At 62.8% G+C, this 18,968-nt stretch carries 17 protein-coding genes and 1 riboswitch; of the genes, 3 read left to right on the top strand and 14 right to left on the bottom strand.

Going from position 1 to position 18,968, the window contains the following annotated elements:
* Positions 1 to 4 precede the first annotated feature (4 nt).
* Positions 5 to 745, bottom strand: a complete 741-nt coding sequence (locus BM151_RS01260; RefSeq protein WP_177212988.1) for a pentapeptide repeat-containing protein — start codon at positions 743 to 745, stop codon at positions 5 to 7.
* Positions 746 to 975: 230 nt separating this feature from the next.
* Between BM151_RS01260 and BM151_RS01265 the strand changes: the two genes are divergently transcribed.
* A complete protein-coding gene (locus BM151_RS01265; protein ID WP_090055976.1) occupies positions 976 to 2,262 on the top strand; it encodes a DUF3422 family protein in 1,287 nt (428 codons plus the stop codon).
* Here BM151_RS01265 and BM151_RS01270 read toward each other — a convergent pair.
* The 6 genes from BM151_RS01270 to BM151_RS01295 all read right to left on the bottom strand — a co-directional run bounded on the left by BM151_RS01270 (position 2,195) and on the right by BM151_RS01295 (position 9,324).
* Positions 2,195 to 3,259 carry a YeeE/YedE family protein gene (locus BM151_RS01270; RefSeq protein ID WP_090055979.1) on the bottom strand — a complete coding sequence of 355 codons (1,065 nt, stop codon included), beginning with the start codon at positions 3,257 to 3,259 and terminating at the stop codon, positions 2,195 to 2,197. The genes BM151_RS01265 and BM151_RS01270 overlap by 68 nt on opposite strands.
* 229 nt (positions 3,260 to 3,488) lie before the next feature.
* Positions 3,489 to 4,409, bottom strand: a complete 921-nt coding sequence (locus BM151_RS01275; RefSeq protein WP_090055983.1) for an ABC transporter permease — start codon at positions 4,407 to 4,409, stop codon at positions 3,489 to 3,491.
* A 12-nt stretch (positions 4,410 to 4,421) separates the two neighbouring features.
* Positions 4,422 to 5,429 carry an ABC transporter permease gene (locus BM151_RS01280; protein WP_090055987.1) on the bottom strand — a complete coding sequence of 336 codons (1,008 nt, stop codon included), beginning with the start codon at positions 5,427 to 5,429 and terminating at the stop codon, positions 4,422 to 4,424.
* A gap of 81 nt (positions 5,430 to 5,510) precedes the next feature.
* Positions 5,511 to 7,220, bottom strand: coding sequence for a peptide ABC transporter substrate-binding protein (locus tag BM151_RS01285; protein WP_090055989.1), 1,710 nt, complete (start codon positions 7,218 to 7,220; stop codon positions 5,511 to 5,513).
* 75 nt (positions 7,221 to 7,295) lie between these two features.
* The gene (locus tag BM151_RS01290) at positions 7,296 to 8,288 is read right to left on the bottom strand and encodes an ABC transporter ATP-binding protein (RefSeq protein WP_090055995.1); all 993 of its coding nucleotides are present in this window, start codon (positions 8,286 to 8,288) and stop codon (positions 7,296 to 7,298) included.
* On the bottom strand, positions 8,278 to 9,324 hold the full coding sequence (locus tag BM151_RS01295; RefSeq protein ID WP_090055999.1) for an ABC transporter ATP-binding protein: 1,047 nt from the start codon (positions 9,322 to 9,324) through the stop codon (positions 8,278 to 8,280). The genes BM151_RS01290 and BM151_RS01295 overlap by 11 nt, the downstream gene beginning before the upstream one ends.
* Before the next feature lie 344 nt (positions 9,325 to 9,668).
* On the opposite strand from BM151_RS01295, the gene BM151_RS01300 reads away from it, so the two are divergent.
* Complete coding sequence (locus BM151_RS01300) at positions 9,669 to 10,832, top strand: M20 aminoacylase family protein (RefSeq protein WP_090056002.1); 1,164 nt, start codon at positions 9,669 to 9,671, stop codon at positions 10,830 to 10,832.
* Between the two features lie 425 nt (positions 10,833 to 11,257).
* Here the strand turns inward: BM151_RS01300 and bluB are convergent, their stop codons facing one another.
* From bluB to BM151_RS21525, 5 genes are all read right to left on the bottom strand, one after another.
* Positions 11,258 to 11,977: a 5,6-dimethylbenzimidazole synthase gene (gene bluB / locus BM151_RS01305; RefSeq protein WP_090056005.1), complete on the bottom strand. Its 720-nt coding sequence runs from the start codon at positions 11,975 to 11,977 to the stop codon at positions 11,258 to 11,260.
* A 47-nt stretch (positions 11,978 to 12,024) separates the two neighbouring features.
* A riboswitch (cobalamin riboswitch) is annotated at positions 12,025 to 12,203 on the bottom strand.
* A gap of 54 nt (positions 12,204 to 12,257) precedes the next feature.
* Entirely contained in the window at positions 12,258 to 13,289 is a 1,032-nt protein-coding gene (gene moaA, locus BM151_RS01310; protein ID WP_090056010.1) for a GTP 3',8-cyclase MoaA, read from the bottom strand.
* A 41-nt stretch (positions 13,290 to 13,330) separates the two neighbouring features.
* The gene (locus tag BM151_RS01315; RefSeq protein WP_177212989.1) at positions 13,331 to 13,975 is read right to left on the bottom strand and encodes a DNA alkylation repair protein; all 645 of its coding nucleotides are present in this window, start codon (positions 13,973 to 13,975) and stop codon (positions 13,331 to 13,333) included.
* Positions 13,972 to 14,574: a GNAT family N-acetyltransferase gene (locus BM151_RS01320; protein WP_090056018.1), complete on the bottom strand. Its 603-nt coding sequence runs from the start codon at positions 14,572 to 14,574 to the stop codon at positions 13,972 to 13,974. The genes BM151_RS01315 and BM151_RS01320 overlap by 4 nt, the downstream gene beginning before the upstream one ends.
* On the bottom strand, positions 14,571 to 14,714 hold the full coding sequence (locus BM151_RS21525; protein WP_177212971.1) for a hypothetical protein: 144 nt from the start codon (positions 14,712 to 14,714) through the stop codon (positions 14,571 to 14,573). Before BM151_RS21525 ends, BM151_RS01320 begins: the two co-directional genes overlap by 4 nt.
* Positions 14,715 to 14,777: 63 nt before the next feature.
* Between BM151_RS21525 and BM151_RS21370 the strand changes: the two genes are divergently transcribed.
* Positions 14,778 to 15,590 (top strand): hypothetical protein, encoded by an 813-nt coding sequence (locus tag BM151_RS21370; protein ID WP_143093011.1) that lies wholly within the window; start codon positions 14,778 to 14,780, stop codon positions 15,588 to 15,590.
* Positions 15,591 to 15,661: 71 nt separating this feature from the next.
* Here the strand turns inward: BM151_RS21370 and glmS are convergent, their stop codons facing one another.
* Positions 15,662 to 17,476, bottom strand: a complete 1,815-nt coding sequence (glmS, locus tag BM151_RS01335) for a glutamine--fructose-6-phosphate transaminase (isomerizing) (protein ID WP_090056029.1) — start codon at positions 17,474 to 17,476, stop codon at positions 15,662 to 15,664.
* A 1-nt stretch (position 17,477) separates the two neighbouring features.
* Complete coding sequence (glmU, locus tag BM151_RS01340; RefSeq protein ID WP_090056033.1) at positions 17,478 to 18,830, bottom strand: bifunctional UDP-N-acetylglucosamine diphosphorylase/glucosamine-1-phosphate N-acetyltransferase GlmU; 1,353 nt, start codon at positions 18,828 to 18,830, stop codon at positions 17,478 to 17,480.
* Between the last annotated feature and the right edge of the window lie 138 nt (positions 18,831 to 18,968).

Here is an 18,968-nt window from a genome sequence, read left to right on the forward strand (position 1 = left end):
CGGCTCAATCGTCGTCCTCATCGTCCTCTTCCTCTTCGGCCTCGCGACAGGCGCGTTCCGCGGCACAGGCACGGGCCAGCTCAGCGGCGGACAAATGACGCGCCCCGGAGAGCACGGTGCCGGACAGCAGCGCATGGGACAGGGTCACGCCCCGCATGTTGGCGCCGGTGAAATCCGTGCCGGAGAGATCCGCCGACTTGAAATCCGCGCCCTTGAGATTGGCGTCTTCGAAACTGGTGTTCCAGAGCCGGGCGCCCTCGAAATCCACCCCGCGCAGATCCGCCTCCTCGAAACTGAACCCGCTCAGGTCGAGCCCCTTGAGCTCGGCGCTGCGCAGATCATGCCCGTCGAGATCGGGGCGGATGGTTTTCAGGGCGCCCAAATCGGAAAGGAACTGCAGCACGCGGGCGGCACGCGGCCCGGTGACCTGGGTCATCACCGCGCCGGTCTGGGCCCGGGCGATGGCCTGGCTTTGCGGCTCTGCGAGATCCAGCGCCGAGATCCGGTCGAGATAGGTCTGGAACGCCGCTTCCTCGGCGCGCAGCTCGGCGATCTCCAGTTGCACCAGCCCGAGCACCAGCGAGCCGAAGCCGAGATAGGCGGGGATGGTCAGGATGCCCATCCAGTCCCAGAGCGTCCGGCCCTCGAACCCGGTCCAGCCGGGGCGGCGCCAGAGCCAGATCGTGATCAGTGCCGTGAGCAGCAGGGCCACCGCGCCGAGGGTGACGTAAAGGACTGTGAACATGTGCGCTTTCTCTCTTTTTATCCGGCCGGAGGTCTCGTCGGTTTGCCCCAGTTTAAGGCGAAGTTTGCCTGTGAACAGGGAAAAACGCGGTGCGAACATCGGCGGCATGCGACGAAAGTATACCGTTGCATTCCGATAAGTCTTTGATAATGCGTCAATATATTGTTTGACCTGACGGCATCTCCCTCTATAGTCGCGCGACATCGCAGCCCGTTTCAAAGAGAGCCCCCATGGCCCCGCTGACTGACCATCCCCGCCGCTACGAGCTGGCCAATGAACTTCACGCCCGGCCGTTTCCGGAGGTGAATTCCAACGCCCGTGTCGCTTACCTCGCGATCCGGGCCTCGGGCGATGCGGCGCGGCGCGATCGCGATCTCGATCGGGCGCATCTTCTGGCGCTTCTGGATCGCTATGGTGCGGCGCATCCGGCGCCCGGCGCAACCCATTACACCGGGCCCTTGGGAAAATTCCGGCTGAAATGGGAAAGTCACACGGAATTCGTGACTTACACGATCTTTGCCGAGGGGGTGGCGGAGCGTGCCTTTGACAAGGGCACGTTCGATCTGTTCCCCGAGGACTGGCTCGACGAGGCGCCCGGGCAGCGGATCACCTCGGCGCTTTTGCGGGTGGAAACCGTCGAGGACGACGCGGCCATCGTCAGCCGGATCGATCAGTGGTTCGAGCGCGAGAGCCTCGCCGTGGCGCGTGTGCTCGACGGGGCGATGGTGGTCGCCGGGGATTTCCGGATCGATGAGGCCGGGCATATGCGCTTTGCGCTTTTCCCCGGGGCCGATTGTGGCATGCGCCGGATCGGGCGGGTGGTGCAGCGTCTTTGCGAGATCGAGACCTACAAGGCGATGTCGATGCTGGGTCTCGTGCAGGCGCGTGGCGTGGTGCGCGATCTGGCCGATATCGAAAAGGAGCTCTCCGAGCTGATGAGCACGCTCACCGGGCCCGCCGAAGTGCCGGTCGAGGCGCTTCTGGACGATATTCTCGGGCTCTCGACCCGGATCGAGACATTGGTCACCCGGAGCAATTTCCGTTTTGGCGCCACCGGTGCCTATGAGGCCATCGTGCATCAGCGGATCGAAGTGCTGCGGGAAAGCCGGTTTCAGGCGCGCCAGCTGTTCTCCGAATTCATGATGCGGCGCTATGATCCGGCGATGCGCACGGTGAAGGCCGCCAAGGGACAGCTGGAAAGCCTCGCCGAACGAACGGCGCGGGCGGCGAACCTTCTGCGGACGAAGGTCGATGTCGGGCGTCAGGAGCAGAACCAGAAGCTTCTGGAAAGCATGGACAAGCGCGCCGATCTGCAGCTTCGGTTGCAGGAAACCGTCGAAGGCCTGTCGGTGGTGGCGATCAGCTATTACGCGGTGAGCCTCGTCGGCTATCTGGTCTACCCATTTCTGGAGCCTCTGGGTCTGTCGAAAGGGCTGGCGCTGGCGATGGTCACTCCGCTGGTTGTGCTTGCGGTCTGGCTTGGTCTACGGCGGATAAAGAAACATCATCTCGGATAAGCCGGGCGGTCAAGGCGCCGCCCGTGCCGATGGCCAGGAGGGCCAGAATCGCGGCGATGGAGAGGCTCGGCACGCCCGAGAGGCCTGCCCCGACGGTGCAACCGCCCGCGAGCACGCCCCCGACGCCCATCAGCGCCGCACCGGCCATGTAGCGCCCGGTCTGACGAGGGCTCTCGAAACTCTGCCACCGGAAGCGGTCAGACAACAGCGACGAGACGAGAGCCCCCGAGATGACACCGCCCACAAGGCCGGTGCCAAATCCCGCAGGAATGGAAGAGGCGGCGATGGACCAGAACAGGGTCTCTGCCGAAGGCGAGGTGAAGGACAGGCTTTCGAGCGCAATCGGATCGAATTCGTCGAACAGCACATAGCCCGTGCCGACCCAGGCCGCGGGCACCAGAAGCCCGATCAGTGCGCCGAGGAGGATGTCGCGCCGCGAGGTCGAGGCCCTGAGGGCAAAGAGCGCCGCACCGCCCGCGAGAAGCACGGTCCAGATCAGGGGAGAGCCGGGCAGGGCGGCGCTCCCGAGCGGCAGGGTGACCGCGCCAAGCGCGCTGCGGAGCGGGGCCAACACGCCTTTGAGCGTGGCATGGGCCACCACGGCGAAGACCACGAGGACGAGGCCAGCACGCAGGTTGCCGGAGCCGGTCAACACGGTGAGGCGCGAGACACAGCCACGGGTCAGCACCATGCCGGCGCCGAACATCAGCCCGCCGAGGGTGATGGCGAGCCAGGGCAGGTCGGTGGCCATGAAGCGGTGATCGGCAAAGCTGATCAACCCCTGCGAAACGGCGATCTGTGTGCCGATCAGGGCCGTGGCGAGACCGGCGAGCCATGTGCTCGCGGCTCCGCCGCGTTCGCCCTTGGGGCCGGCGACGGCGCGGCGGAAACAAAACCGCGAGACCTCGGCCAGAGCGCCAAAGCCGAGGCCCAGAATGAGCCCGAGGATCACCGCCGCCTGACGCGGGCCCATGTCCAGTCCGAGTGTTTCATACATCGTGCCGTCTCCGAGATCTGAGAATGATCTCCCGGATAAAGCGCATTTGCCCGGTCGATCAATCCTCGGGGCGGCGGTGTGATGGTGAAAGGTGAGAATAATATTCTGACGTGGCCGCCCATGTGCAAACGCCTGTCGGCGCGGTCGCTCACGACGATGAACAAAGAAAAACGCGCCGGGGCGAGCGGCGCGTTTTCGTTTTTATTTGAAGATGCCGGGGTCGATGCGCTTACCGGCCGCGAATGCGCGGGTCCAGAGCGTCGCGCAGCCCGTCACCGATATAGTTCACTGCCAGAACCGTGAGCGAGATCGCCAGACCCGGCCAGATGACGCGTTCGGGATATTGCTGGATCATGTCCTTGGCATCGAACAGCAGCCGCCCCCAGGTCGGGTAATCCGGCGGGAAGCCGAGACCGAGGAAGGACAGCGCAGATTCGGTGATGATCGCATTGGCAATGCCCAACGTGGCCGAGACCATGATCGGCGACATGATGTTGGGCAGGATATGCCGCATCACCACGCGTTGCGACGGCGTGCCGATGGAACGGGCCGCGAGCACATATTCGCGCTCTTTCAGGGCCAGCACATCGCCGCGGACAATGCGGGCGGTCTGCATCCAGGAGGTGATGCCGATGACGAAGACGATCAGGATGAAAATCCCGGTCTCCAGCCCGAACATGGCGCGGAGCGGATCGCGGAACAGCATGATGATGACCAGCAGCAGCGGCAGCAGCGGCAGGGCGAGAAACAGGTCGGTCAGGCGCATCAACAGCCCGTCGAGACGTTTCCAATAGCCCGCCAGCACGCCGACGAATGTGCCGAGCACCAGCGACAGCCCCATGGCGGTGAGCCCGACGGAGATCGAGACCTGACCGCCCTGCAACATGCGCGCAAGGATATCGCGGCCCAGCTGGTCGGCGCCAAAGGGATGCGCCAGCGACGGGCCGGAATTGCGGGCCCGGATGTCGATATAGGTCGGATCGAGGGTCCAGACATAGGGGCCGAGATAGACGGCGGCGACGATGAAGACGAAAAAGATCAGCCCGGCCATCGCGCCTTTATGGGTCTTGAACTGGTCCCAGACATCCCACCATTGATTGCGCGGCGGGCGGGGGGCCTGAACGTTTGTGGATGCGGTTGCGTCAGTCATGGTCAACCTCCCTTAGTCGTAGCGAATGCGCGGATCGAGAATGCCATAGAGGATATCCGCGATGAGGTTGAAGAGAACGATGAGCACGGCGAAGATGAAGGTCAGCGTCTGCACCATCGGCGCGTCCGAGGCGTAGATCGCGGTGATCAGCATCTGACCCAGACCGTTCACCTGAAACACCTGCTCGGTGATGATGGCGCCGCCGAAGATGTTCGGCACGCCAAGTGCGATCACGGTGACCACCGGGATCATCGAGTTTCGCAGCACATGCATCAGCACCACGACACGCTCGGACATGCCCTTGGCGCGGGCGGTGCGGACATAGTCCTGATTGAGATTGTCGAGCATCGAGGCGCGCATGAAGCGGCTGACCTGGGCGGCGTTGTAGAGCGTGAGCACAAAGACCGGCATCGCCATCTGCTTCACCTGTTGCAGGAAGGAGGACCAGTCGGTCACCTCGAGCGTGGTGTCATAGATCGACGGGAACCAGCCGAGGATCACCGAGAAGACCACGATCAGCAAAACGCCGGAGAAGAAGGTCGGGATCGAAAAGCCGATCATCGAGATGAATGTGCCGAGCTGGTCGAACCAGCTATATTGGCGATAGGCGGAGACGATGCCGATCGGCACGGCGATCAGCGTCGCGAAAATATAGGACAGGCCGACCACCCAGAGCGTCTGCGGCATGCGTTCGGCAACCACCGCCATCACCGGCGAGCGCGACTGGAACGAGATGATCCGCTGTTTGCCCTCGGCAAAACCCGTACCGAAGATATGGTCGATCAGCACCTGCGGTTCGACGACGAAGAACTGGTACATCCAGTTCAGGAAGCGGATATGCACCGGTTCGCCGAGACCCAGCGCTTCGCGCATCTTTTCTTTTACCTCGGGCGGCACGGTCAGAGGGATCGAGGCCATCGGATCGCCGGGGGCGAGATCCAGAAGCAGGAAGATCACCAAAGAGATGAACAGAAGCGTCGGGATGGAGATGAGCAGACGACGGATCGTGTAATGGAGCATAGGGCGGCGCCTCGGTTCAGGTCTTTTGTCTTTGAAGAAGAGGGAAGTGGGCGCCCCCGAAAGGGGACGCCCGGGGCGAGATTACTTCTCGCGATACCAGTCCGCGGCATTCCAGAGTTCGGAATCCCAGGAGTTCATGACCACGCCACCCAAGGTGTTGGAAGCGGCGGAGACACGACCGCGATAGACCAGCGGGATGATCGCATAGTCCTGCATCAGCATGTCGTTCATGGCTTTCGCCAGCTCGGCGCGTTTGTTGAGCTCACCGGTCTTGGCCATTTCGGCGACCAGCGCGTCATACTCTTCGGAGCAGTAGCGCGGCATGTTGTTGCCCTGCCACTGGGTTTCCGGACGCGGCGCCTGTTTGCATTCCCAGTTGGCCATATAGGCTTCCGGGTCGGTGCCGTCGAAGTTGTTCGCGTACATCTCGAGATCCGCGTAGAACTTCTGGAAGGTGTCCGGGGAACCGGCATCGCCGCCGAAGAACACCGAGCTGTCGATGTTGCGCAGTTCGACTTCAACGCCGATCTCGTTCCACCACTGTTTGATGATCGCCTGGAAATCCTGACGCACGGCGTTGGTCGAGGTCTGGTACAGGAGCGACAGTTTCACGCCGTCCTTTTCGCGGATGCCATCGGCACCCGGCACCCAGCCGGCCTCATCCAGAAGCGCCTTCGCGCCTTCGATGTCCTGGGTCATGCAGCCATCATTGGCGGTCGAGGCGTAGATCGCCGGGGCCGGCAGCACGTTGCAGGTCACGGTGCCCGCGGCGCCATAGCCGATCTCGACCAGAAGCTCACGGTCGATCGCCATGGAAAGCGCCTTGCGCACGTTGATGTCCGAGAGGAACGGGTGCGGATGCGCGGCGGTGGCGCGCTCGTCACCCAGAGCCGGGTTCGGATCGGTGAAGTTCACCATGATGCGCTCGACCAGCGTGCCGAAGGAGACTTCGAGATGGCCTTTGCCCTTGGCTTCCATATCGGCGAGCACATCGGGGGCGAGCTGCAGGTTCCAGGCGTAGTCGAATTCACCGGTCTCGAGCACCGAACGACCCGCCGCAGCGGCATCGCCACCGCCCTTGACGGTCGCGGTCGCGAACGCCGGTTTCATCGGGTCGCGATAGTTCGGGTTGGCGGACATGGAGACCACGTCATTGGTCTTGAACTCGTCGACCACGAAGGGGCCGGTGCCGATCGGGGCAAAGTTCTGCTCGGTGCAGGACGCCATGGCTTCACCGGTGCAATTGGCGAACTGGGCCTTCTGGATGATCGGAGCCTGAGCGCCGACGAAAGGACCGTAGGGGAAGGGCTTCGGCACGCCGAAGGTCACGATCACGGTCAGATCGTCCGGGGTCTCGACGGAGACCACGTCATTGTATTTCTCGGACTGGGCGCAGCCGCCGCCTTCGGAGGTGCAGTATTCCCAGGTGAATTTCACGTCTTCAGAGGTCAGATCGGAACCATCGGACCATTTCAGGCCTTCTTTCAGCTTCCAGGTGACGGTGGTCAGGTCGGCGGAGACACCGCCGTTTTCCACGGTCGGCACGCTCTCGGCCAGGAACGGCACCATGGCACCGGTCTCGTCGTAGCGGGCCAGCGGTTCGAGCACGAGCGAGCCGACTTCGAGCTCTTTCGTGCCGCCCGACAGATAGGGGTTCATCGTCGAGGGCGCTTGCCAATAGATAATATTCACATGGCCGTCGGCGCCGCGTTCCGCGAAGGCTGCCGGAGCCAGTGCGAGACCGGCGACAGCGCCCCAAACGGTGCCCTTCAGGGCAGTCTTGATATTCATTTTGATAACCTCTCCTAGTTGGATGCTCTTGTCCTCATGGGTGGCGCCTTTGCGGCGCTCTGCTTGCTATGACGGTCAGGAATACAGATGGCAGGCCGCGATATGGCCCGGCGCGATCTCCACCGTGGGTGGTTCCTCGGTTTTGCAAATCTCCATCACCTGCGGGCAGCGGGTGCAGAAATTGCAGCCCTTGGGCGGGTTCGACGGCGAGGGCACGTCGCCCTCCAAAAGAATGCGGTCCACCTTTTCCTCGAGCCAGGGGTCCGGCTCCGGCACGGCCGAGAGAAGCGCCTGGGTATAGGGGTGTTTCGGGTCCGAAAACAGCGTCTCGCGCGAGGCCAGTTCGACCACCCGGCCGAGATACATCACCGCCACCCGGTCCGCGATATGGCGCACCATCGACAGGTCATGGGAGATGAACAGATAGGTCAGGCCGAACTCTTCCTGCAGATCTTCCAGCAGGTTCACCACCTGCGCCTGGATCGATACGTCCAGAGCCGCAATCGGTTCGTCACAGACGATGAATTTCGGGTTGAGCGCAAGCGCCCGGGCGATGCCGATCCTTTGCCGCTGACCGCCGGAAAACTCATGCGGATAGCGATTGGCGAAATCGCGGTTCAGCCCCACCTGATCCATCAGGGACAGGACTTTCTCGCGCTTTTCGGCCTTCGACATGTCCGAGTGCTCATTGAGCGGCTCGCCGATGATCGCGGCCACCGACATGCGCGGGTTCAGGGACGCCTGCGGGTCCTGGAACACCATCTGCATGGTCGGGCGCATCTTGCGCAGGTTGGGCTGCGGTGTGTCGCCGATCTCCACCCCGTCGATCTTCACCGAGCCTTCGGTGATGTCATAGAGCCTGAGGATCGCGCGCCCGGCGGTGGATTTGCCACAGCCGCTCTCGCCCACGAGACCGAGCGTCTCCCCCTCGTAAATGTCGAAGCTGATGCCATCGACGGCTTTCACCTCGCCGACGCGTTTCTTGAAAATCCCGGCATGGATCGGGAAATGCATTTTCAGGTCTTTGACCTCGACCAGAACCTTGTTCGACTTGGTGTCATCCAGCATCGAGCTGTGCCTCTTCTTTGGCCATCGCGGTTGCGGAACTGCGGGGCGCCCCGGTCTCGAAATCATAGAAACAGGCGGCGTCATGCCCGGCGCCGATGTCGAAGCGCGGCGGGTTTTCCCGCAGGCAATGCTCGAAGGCAAAGGGGCAGCGCGGGGCAAAGGAACAGGAGGACGGTTCCGCCCGCAGGATCGGCGGCTGGCCTTCGATCACCTCGAGCCGCTCTTCGCGTTCGCCGCGCACCGAAGGCACGGTCTTCAAAAGCGCCCGGGTATAGGGGTGACGCGGATGTTTGAACAGCTCGCGCACCGGGGCATGTTCGACGATCTGACCGCCATACATGACGAGCACCCGATCGGCGATGCCGGCGATCACGCCCAGGTCATGGGTGATCCAGATCACCGCCATGCCGAGCTTCTCGCGCAGCTCGTGCATCAGCTCGAGGATCTGCGCCTGAATGGTGACATCGAGTGCGGTCGTCGGTTCGTCGGCGATCAGCACTTCCGGGTCACAGGCCAGCGCGATGGCGATCATCACCCGCTGGCGCATGCCGCCGGAAAACTGATGTGGGAAATCCTTGAGACGCCGTTCGGCATCGGGGATGCCGACGAGTTCCAGAAGCTCGACCGCACGCTTGCGCGCCGCGCGCTTGTCCATGCCCATGTGTTTGCGGAGCGGCTCCATGATCTGGTAGCCGACCGTGAACACCGGGTTCAGCGAGGTCATCGGGTCCTGAAACACAAAGCCGATGCGGGCGCCGCGAATGCTGCGCAGCTCGTCATCCGAGGCTTTCAACAGATCGATCCCGCCGAAATTGACACCGTCGCCGGTGACCTGCGCCGGCGGCGAGGGGATCAGGCCAATCAGCGACATCATGGTCACCGATTTGCCGGAGCCGGACTCGCCGACAACGCCTAATAATTCACCAGGCTTGAGTGAGAAAGAAACGGAATTCACGGCATGAACGGACCCGGCCCGCGTTTTGAAAACGGTCTTCAGGTCCCGGACATCGAGTACGGGTGCGGCCCCATCGGCCATGCTTTGACCCCCAAGCTGTTGGTTTTATTTATTTTTGACCTTCCGCCCCGGTTGATCCGGGATCGGTCTCGAGGAAACGGTATCACCTCATTTGCGCGCCGCAAGAGTTTACGTGAGGTTTTGTGCAAATTTTTTTACCAATGGATAAATTGTGAGGCAGATCTGCTTGACCAATGATCACTGGACGATCACCTTTGGTCTGAGAATGCCGAAAAGCGAACCTCACAGGGGGGTGTGCCAAATCGCACCTTGTCAGGGGCGCGCTTGCGGCGTCCCCTGAGCCGACTTCCGGAGCTCGCGGCGCACTGGCGCCAGTCCGGACCCAAACACCCTCGGAGAGACCAATGCCTGTTAAGAACCGCCTCGCAGAAATGCTTCCTGAAATCACCGCATGGCGACGAGACATTCACGAAAACCCTGAGCTGCAATTCGAATTGCCGCGTACCGCGAAAAAGGTCGCGGAATTGTTGCGCGAATTCGGCTGTGACGAGGTGGTCGAAGGCATGGCCAAGACCGGCGTTGTCGGTGTGATCAAGGGCAAGACCGACAGCAAGGGCCGCACCGTGGGCCTGCGGGCCGATATGGATGCCCTGCCGATCCTGGAGGAAACCGGCGTCGAATATGCTTCGAAAAACCCGGGCGTCATGCATGCCTGTGGCCATGACGGTCACACTTCCATGCTTCTGGGGGCGGCGAAATATCTCTGCGAGACCCGCAATTTCGACGGCACGGCCGTGGTGATCTTCCAACCTGCCGAAGAGGGCGGCGGTGGTGGCCGGGTCATGTGCGAAGAGGGGCTGATGGACCGCTTCGGCATCGATGAGGTCTACGGCATGCACAACTGGCCCAATCTCGAGACCGGCAAATTCGCGATTCGCTCCGGCCCGTTCTTTGCCGCTGCCGACGAGTTCGACATCGTGGTGCGCGGCAAGGGTGGCCACGCGGCGAAACCGCAAGAGGCCGTCGACAGCACGGTGACCGCTGCGCATCTGGTGGTGGCGCTTCAGACCATCGCCTCGCGCAATGTCGATCCGACGAAACAGGTGGTGGTCTCGGTCTGCACCGTCGAATCCTCTTCGAAAGCCCATAACGTCCTGCCCGCCACGGTCTTGCTCAAAGGCACGGTGCGCACGCTCGATGCCGAGGTGCGCGATCAGGCCCAGGAACGTCTCGAGGCGATCTGTGCCGGCGTCGGCGCAACTTACGGCGCTGAAGTCGAAGTGGATTATCATCGCGGTTACCCGGTGATGGTGAACCACGATCAGGAAACCGAATATGCCATCGAGGCGGCGACCAGGGTCGCGGGCGGCTGCGAGGAATATCCGCTGGTGATGGGCGGCGAGGATTTCGCCTATATGCTCGAGGAACGTCCCGGCGCCTATATCATCGTCGGCAACGGTCCCGGCGCGCCGGTGCACCATCCGAAATACAATTTCAACGACGAGACCCTGCCGGCGGGCTGTTCCTGGTACGCCGAAATGATCGAAAGCCGCCTGCCGGCGGCCTAAGCGCCGAGAAGTGCTGGAAATCGCCATGTCACGGGATCGGGGCCATCGCCCTGCTGCATCTCCATATTCTCTAAATGGAGATGTTTGCCTGGGAGGCCCCGCCACCCGCGCCTGCTTTGGTCTGGGCAAGGAGTATGCCCGCGACACCAGGCGCTCGCAGGTAATCAGGAGCTCTATAAGGGGGTTCTGGCTGCCGGGCTGGTCTCGGTCCCGATCGGCCAGAGGATCGATGTGGCGGTTTCTTTCTGAGTTCTGTGGCAGGGCTGTGTGGCTGTGGCGGGGCCGTATGACGCTGCCACCACCGCCCGCACACCTCCGCCCGCAAGATCCTCTATCCACATTCAGACCGGTCCGGCGCGCTCGCGCTGCCTGCCGTCGCTTTGAGCTGAAAAAAATGGGGCGCCTGTGTGGGCGCTCCACCGGGGTCAGAGGTCGGCTGTAGCCTCCGGCCAGGTCTCTTCCAGCACCACCTCCCGCAGATCTGCCACCTCGGCCCAACGGCGCAGGGCCAGTTCCGGCCGGTCGTAGAGCTCATCGACATAGCCGACACAGAGATAGGCCACGACGCTGACATGCTCCGGCAGGTTGAGGATGCGCTTCAGATCGCTTTCGTGAAAAATGCTCACCCATCCGACGCCGATGCCCTCGGCACGGGCGGCAAGCCACAGGTTCTGCACCGCGCAGACCGTCGAATAGAGATCCATGTCGCGATTATGGGTCCGCCCCAGCACGACCTCACCGCCGCGGCTGCGATCACAGGTGACGCAGATGTTCAGCGGTGCCTTGCGGATGCCTTGCAGCTTGAGCGCGGCGTAGTCGGCGCGCCGGTGATCGGGAAACATCTCCAGCGCTTCCGCATTGGCGCGGGAAAACGCCTGTTCGATCTCGCTGCGCCGGGTCTCGTCGCGGATCAGGATGAAATTCCACGGTTGCGATAATCCGACAGAGGGGGCGGCATGGGCCGCGCGCAACACCCGCTCAAGCGCTTCCGGCTCTACGGCGTCAGGCTTGAATTCGTTGCGTACATCGCGGCGGTGGAAAATCGCGTCATAGACCGCCTGTCTTTCGGCCTCGGAAAAGACGCGCGCGGGCGAGGGCGCAGGTGCGGATGCAGGTTGGGGCACAGATGTGGACGGGGTGGGCATGGCAGCCTCCTCAAGCTTCGGTGATTGCCGCGATGCCGTCCATACAGCGCGCGCAATGTCGTCAGGCCGGTCTTCTGGCTTGAGATCTTCCGAAGATGGCGCCTTCCCGGATCGCTCCAGTGGCCTGTGCCAATTCGTCCCTCTTACAGCGGCGGGCCCGCGTCGGCTCTGACCCGACTTCCCGATTATCCCTCCGGGGGAGGGCACCTGACGGCGGGAAGATGCCGCAAGATCATCGCAGGCACAAGAGGGGCGGGCAGGGAGGCCGATCGGCCTGTTACTAGCCGCCGGTATGGCTCATGTGCCGCGACATCTGGCCGGCGATCTGATCGTCAGAATAGTCGAAACTGTGTTCTTCCGGTTTCTGGCCGATGGCGCGGCGGATCGCGGCGTGCAGCGGTGCGTCATCGTCGGGATGTGCGCGCAGGATGTCGCGCAGGCTCATGTTGTCCTCTTGCCCGAGGCACATGTAGAGCTCACCGGTGCAATTCATTCGCACCCGGTTGCAGCTCGAGCAGAAATTGTGAGACAGCGGTGTGATCATACCGATTTTCTGCCCGGTCTCGGCGACGCGGACATAGCGCGCGGGGCCGCCGGTGCTTTCCGACAGATCGGTGAGGGTAAAACGGTCTTCGAGCTGGGCGCGCAGGTCTTCCAACGACCAATATTGCCCGATCCGGTCCTGTTCCTCGCCGAGATCGCCCATCGGCATCACCTCGATAAAGGTCAGATCCATATCCTCGCGGGCGCACCAGTCGGTGAGGGCAAACAGCTCGTCCTCGTTGAAGCCCTTGAGCGCCACGGTGTTGATCTTGACCCTCAGCCCGGCATTGCGGGCGGCTTCGATGCCCTTGAGCACCTGATCGAGCCGGCCCCAACGGGTCACACGGGCGAATTTCTCCGCATCGAGCGTGTCGAGCGAGACGTTGATCCGCCGCACGCCGGCGGCATGGAGATCCGTGGCAAACCGGGCGAGCTGCGAGCCATTGGTGGTCAGTGTCAGCTCTTTCAGCGCACCGCTTTCGAGATGCCGGCTCATGGCATTGAAAAACGTCATGATGCCGCGCCGCACCAGAGGCTCGCCGCCGGTGATCCGCAGTTTCTCGATGCCGAGGCTGATGAAGGCCGAACACATCCGGTCCAGCTCTTCGAGCGTGAGCAGATCCTTTTTCGGCAGGAACGTCATGTTCTCCGCCATGCAATAGACACAGCGGAAATCACAGCGATCGGTGACCGAGAGCCGCAGATAGGAAATCGTGCGGGCAAAAGGGTCGATCAGACGGGGGGTATTCAGGCTCGGTGCATCGGACATGACGGGTAATCTAGGGCGGCGCGTCAGCTATGCCAAGCGATTCAGTCGGGGTTGCCCCGGCTTTTCACCACACGCCGCACCATGGCGGCGCGTTTGCGGTCGTGTTTGCCGAGGCTCTTGAGCCAGCTGTCGGCCATGCGCGACACGTCCTTGTCGGCATCTTCCAAGGCATAGGTCAGCCAATAGAGCACGTCGTCGATGGCATTTTTCTCCGCCTCATCCGGATGCGCCAGTTTGGCGAGCGGCAGGGACAGGCCCAGAGCGGCGCGCCGGTCGAGCGCGCGGTTCGATTTTGCCAGATCGTGGACGACAGCCATGCGCGAGAGCTCGGCGGCGATCCGCCGCGCCCCGGCGCCGGCGAGCGCATCCAGCTCTGCCCAATTGCGGGCTTCCGCGATCCAGCTGCAGATCTGGTCCCAGATCTCGCCATCCCCCTTGATCCGCGCCTGGGTCAGAAGCTTGGCAGCCATCAGCCGGGCCTCATGCGGTCCGTCGGGCCAAAGGCTACGGGCCAGCTCCAGTCGGGCAGGGGCGTCCATCGCCTGACGCCAGTCTCGTGCCAGGGTCTCGAGCTCCTGTGGTGCCACGCCGAGATAGGCCCCCGCCCCGAAACGGGTTTCGAGTTCCGCCGCGCGGGTGGCGTCGGCATGGGCGGTCAATGCGCTGAGCGCCTCGTCAAAAGTCATTGCGACAGTTTTCCTTCCAGCCCGGCTTTCACGGCAGGCCATTCATGCGCGGTGATCGAATAGACCGCAGTGTCGCGCAGGGTACCATTGGGCATCACCTGATGCGACCGCAAAATCCCGTCGAGCTGGGCGCCGAGACGTTCGATGGCACGGCGGCTCTGGCTGTTGAGCCGATGGGTGCGGAATTCCACGGCGATACAGTCCAGCGCTTCGAACGCGTGCCGCAACAAGAGGTATTTCGCCTCGGTGTTGAGCGGTCCGCGCTGGACATCGCGGGAAATCCAGGTCGAGCCGATCTCGACGCGTTTGTTCGCCGCATCAATCCGCATATAGGTGGTCATGCCTACGGGCCTGCCATCGGGCAGACAGGTGGCAAAGGGAACCATGCTGCCCGCCGCTTGCAGGCCCAGACGCCGGTCGATCTCGGCCTCAAGCGCCTCGGGCGCGGGGACTGCCGTATACCAGAGCTGATGCAGATCGCCCACGGCATCTTTCAGCCGCTCGGCATGCGCCTGTGTGAGCGGTTCGAGCCGGACATGATCGCCCGCCAGCGTGACGGGGACGGGGCGGTCGCCGGCCCAGCTCGTTTTGCCGCTCATTCCACGGTCACCGATTTCGCGAGGTTGCGCGGCTGGTCGACATCCGTGCCTTTGGCCACCGCCGTGTGATAGGCGATGAGCTGCGCCGGGGCGGCGCAAAGACGAAGGGTTGCCATGGCCATTTCTGCAGTGATCGACATTTTTCTGCCCTTATGTTGCCGTAACGCTACCTCAGCCAAAACCACAAGAGAGCCACAGGAACAATGAAAAAACTCGTCAAACTTCTGCTGACCGCTTCCGCCCTTGCCTATGCGATGCCCGTTGTGACCGCCGACCTTGCGGGCCTGAACACCGCAGAAGCGCGCAGTGACAAGGCCAATGGCGGCAATTCGGGTAATGGCGGGAACTCTGGACATTCAGGCAATCGCGGCAACTCGTCGAGCGCCGGCAATGCCGGGGGGAATTCGGCCAATGCGGCGACAGCCGGCACGCGCGGCAATTCTGCCAATGCCGGAAATCCGGGGGGTAAACCGCTTGCCGCGGCGCTCAAATCGTTGAATTCGCTCGGGCGCAATCCGAATGGCATCATGAATTCTTCCGATCCGAAAATGGCACCGATCAAGGATTATTTTGGTGCGGTCGCCGCCTATGACGACGCACAGGGTGCGGCAGATGCGGCGGGATCGGCCTATGCCGACAGCTATGCCGATCTGGCGGCCTCCGCTGCGGCGCTCGGTCTGTCCTCCACCCCGGCCGACTGGGCGTCGGAAATCGACCAGTTGAGCGCCGATCTGGCGGCGAATCCGGTGGCGGAAGGAGAGCCGGGCTATCAGGAGTATCTCGATCAGCTTGCGGCTGTCGAAAAGGCCGAGGTTGAGTTGGATCGGGCGCTGGCGGACAAGGCCGTTCTCGATGCGGCGGTCGACGATCTGGCATTGGCCGAAGCGGCGATCTCGGACGAATCCTTGGTCGATGCTATCGTGTCTGCGGCCAATGCCACGGGCAATACTCCGATCACGGCGGATGACGTTACGCCGGAGATGCTCGACTACGCCAAGGCGAAACTCGGCGTCTGATCGCCGTTCTCAGGTCATTCTCTGGGAAATCCACGTCGAAGCCGCCCCATTCGGGGCGGTTTCTTTATGGCTCATTCCACGGTCACCGATTTCGCGAGGTTGCGCGGCTGGTCGACATCCGTGCCTTTGGCCACCGCCGTGTGATAGGCGATGAGCTGGGCCGGGATGGCATAAAGGAGCGGCGCGAAGAGATCGGGCACCTCGGGCATCTGGACCGTCTGCCAGACCCCGTCGGAGGCCACATCGAGCCCTTTCTTGTCCGAGACGAGCAACACCTTGCCGCCACGCGCCATGACCTCCTGCATATTCGACACGGTCTTGTCGAAAAGCGCGTCATGCGGCGCAAAGACAATCACCGGCGTGTGGCTGTCGATCAGGGCGATGGGGCCGTGTTTCAACTCGCCCGAAGCATAGCCTTCGGCATGGATGTAGCTGATTTCCTTGAGCTTCAATGCGCCTTCGAGGGCCAGAGGATACATTGCGCCGCGCCCGAGGAAGAGCACGTCGCGGGCCTCTGAGAGCTCGTTGGAGACCTCGTTCAGCGTGTCGTCCAGCGCCAGCGCATGGTTCATCAGAGCGGGCAAGGATTGTAGCGCGTCCATATGCCGGGCCAGCTCCGCCTCGCTCATATGGCCGCGATCGCGTGCCGCCTTGAGCGCCAGGGTCGCGAGAACCAGAAGCTGACAGGTGAAGGCCTTGGTCGAGGCGACGCCGACCTCGACGCCGGCGAGGATCGGCAGGGCGACATCGCATTCCCGCGCGATAGACGAGGTCGGAACGTTGACCACGGCCACGGTCTTGGCCACCTTCTCATGACAATAGCGCAGCGCCGCCAGCGTGTCGGCGGTTTCGCCCGACTGGCTGACGAAAATCGCGTAGCTGTCCTCGGGCAGCGGCGGCTCGCGGTAGCGGAATTCCGAGGCGACGTCGATTTCGACCGGAATGCGCGCCAGCTGTTCGAACCAGTATTTCGCCACCGAACAGGCGTAGAAGGCGGTGCCGCAGGCCACCAGCGTCAGCCGGGAAATCTTCGAGAAGTCCAGATCCTCGGGCAGGTTCAGCCCGTCTTCGCTCAGATAATGGCGCGAGGCATCGGCCAGCACCACCGGTTGCTCGGCGATTTCCTTGGCCATGAAATGTTTGTAGCCGCCTTTTTCGACCTGGGTCGCGCCGAGATCGATGCGGACCTCTTCGCGGTTCGCCAGACGGTCCTCTGCGTCGTAGATTTCCGCGCCCTGGCGGGTGACGAACGCATAGTCGCCCTGATCGAGATAGGTGATGCGGTCGGTCATCGGCGCCAGCGCGATGGCGTCGGAGCCGGCGAACATTTCGCCCTCGCCATGGCCGATCGCCAGCGGCGCGCCGTTGCGGGCGGCGACCATCAGATCGTCTTCGCCGTCGAACAGCCACAGCAGCGCAAAGGCGCCTTCGAGCTTCCTGAGCGTGGCCACGGCGGCTTCGCGCGGGCCGAGGCCGCGATCCATATGCAGTCGCGTCATCAGCGCCACGGTTTCCGAGTCGGTCTGGGTCTCCGGGTGGATGCCGGCCTCGGCCAGTTCGGCCCGCAGCTCGCGGAAATTCTCGATGATGCCGTTGTGCACCACCGCGACCGGGCCGGAGAGATGCGGATGGGCATTGCCGGTGGTCGCGGCGCCATGGGTGGCCCAGCGGATATGGCCGATCCCGGCCTTGCCGGACAGCGGTTCATGCACTAGGAGATCCGACAGGTTGACCAGTTTGCCGACGGCGCGGCGGCGGTCGAGCTTACCGTTGGACACAGTGGCGATCCCGGCACTGTCATAGCCGCGGTATTCGAGCTTTTTCAGCGATTCAACGAGGATCGGAGCCGCTTCGTGATTTCCCAAAATCCCTACAATACCGCACATTTTACTGACCTTTTTGCTTTTTAGCTTTGAGAGACTTTAACTTATCGAACATTCGCACCGCGAGCATCGGCTTGTTCACCTGTTTCGCGCGCGCAATCGCCAGAGCCCCCGGCTCGATGTCCGATGTGATCACCGAGCCGGAGGCCGTCATCGCCTCATCGCCCACCGTGACCGGCGCCACCAGCATGGTGTTCGAGCCGATGAACGCGTTGCGGCCCACTACGGTGCGGTGTTTGAACACGCCGTCGTAATTGCAGGTGATCGTGCCGGCGCCCACGTTGGTGCCGTCGCCGATCTCCGCGTCACCGATGTAAGTCAGGTGGTTGACCTTGGCGCCTTCGCCGATCTGGGCGTTTTTCACCTCGACGAAGTTGCCGATATGGGCGTTGTTCGCCAGTTCGGCGCCGGGGCGCAGCCGGGCAAAGGGACCGACCGTCGAGCCCATCGACACATGACAGCCCTCGAAATGGCTAAACGCGCGAATGCGCGTGCCGCTCTCGACCGTGACACCGGGGCCGAAAATGACATTCGGTTCCACCACAGTGTCGCGGCCCACATAGGTGTCGAGCGAGAAATAGACGGTTTCGGGCGCGGTGAGCGTGACGCCGTTCTCCAGCGCTTCGGCGCGCTTCATCTCTTGGAAAATCGCCTCGGCGCGGGCCAGTTCGGCGCGGGTGTTCACGCCGAGCGTTTCGGCTTCGTCACAGGCGACAGCGGTGGCGGACCGGCCGGTTGCCCAAGCAATCTCAACGATATCCGGCAGGTAGTATTCGCCGGCAGCATTGTCATTGCCGACCTGCGCGAGAAGCTCGAACAGGGTCTTGGCATCGGCGGCGACCAGCCCGGAATTGCAGAGCGTGATGGCGCGTTCGGCCTCGCTCGCGTCCTTGAATTCGACGATGCGGGTGAGCTTGTCACCCTCCATCACCAACCGGCCATAGCGCCCGGGATCGGCGGCCTCGAAACCCAGCACGACGACATCGGCACGTTTGCGGGCCTCGGCCATGCGCAGAATGGTGTCCTCAGATACGAAAGGCGTGTCGCCGTAGAGGATGAAGACATCGCCGTCGAAGCCGTCGAGCGCCGCTTTCGCCTGCAACACCGCGTGGGCCGTGCCGAGCTGTTCGTCCTGGCGGGCGATCACGATGCCGTCATCGATCTTGGCCGCTTCCGCCGCGACCTGATCGCCGCCATGGCCGACGACCAGAACCGTGCGTTCGGGCTCCAAGGCGGCGCCGGAGGCCAGAGCATGGGCAAACATCGGCGCATTGCCGATCTGATGCAGCACTTTCGGCAGCTCGGAATTCATCCGCGTGCCTTGGCCGGCGGCCAATAGGAGGAGGGCTGTTGCCATGTGGTCGATCCCGATCTGCTCTTTTCTTTATCTCTTTGCCGTTTTACCCATGTCTGGCAGGGCCGCAAGGGTCAGATGGCTTGTCACGGCTTCACATATTTTAACGCCAGGTTACAGCGATGCGCGGGGGATTGCCAT

Source organism: Celeribacter neptunius, from assembly GCF_900113955.1.
In the GTDB taxonomy this organism is placed as follows: Bacteria; Pseudomonadota; Alphaproteobacteria; order Rhodobacterales; family Rhodobacteraceae; genus Celeribacter; species Celeribacter neptunius.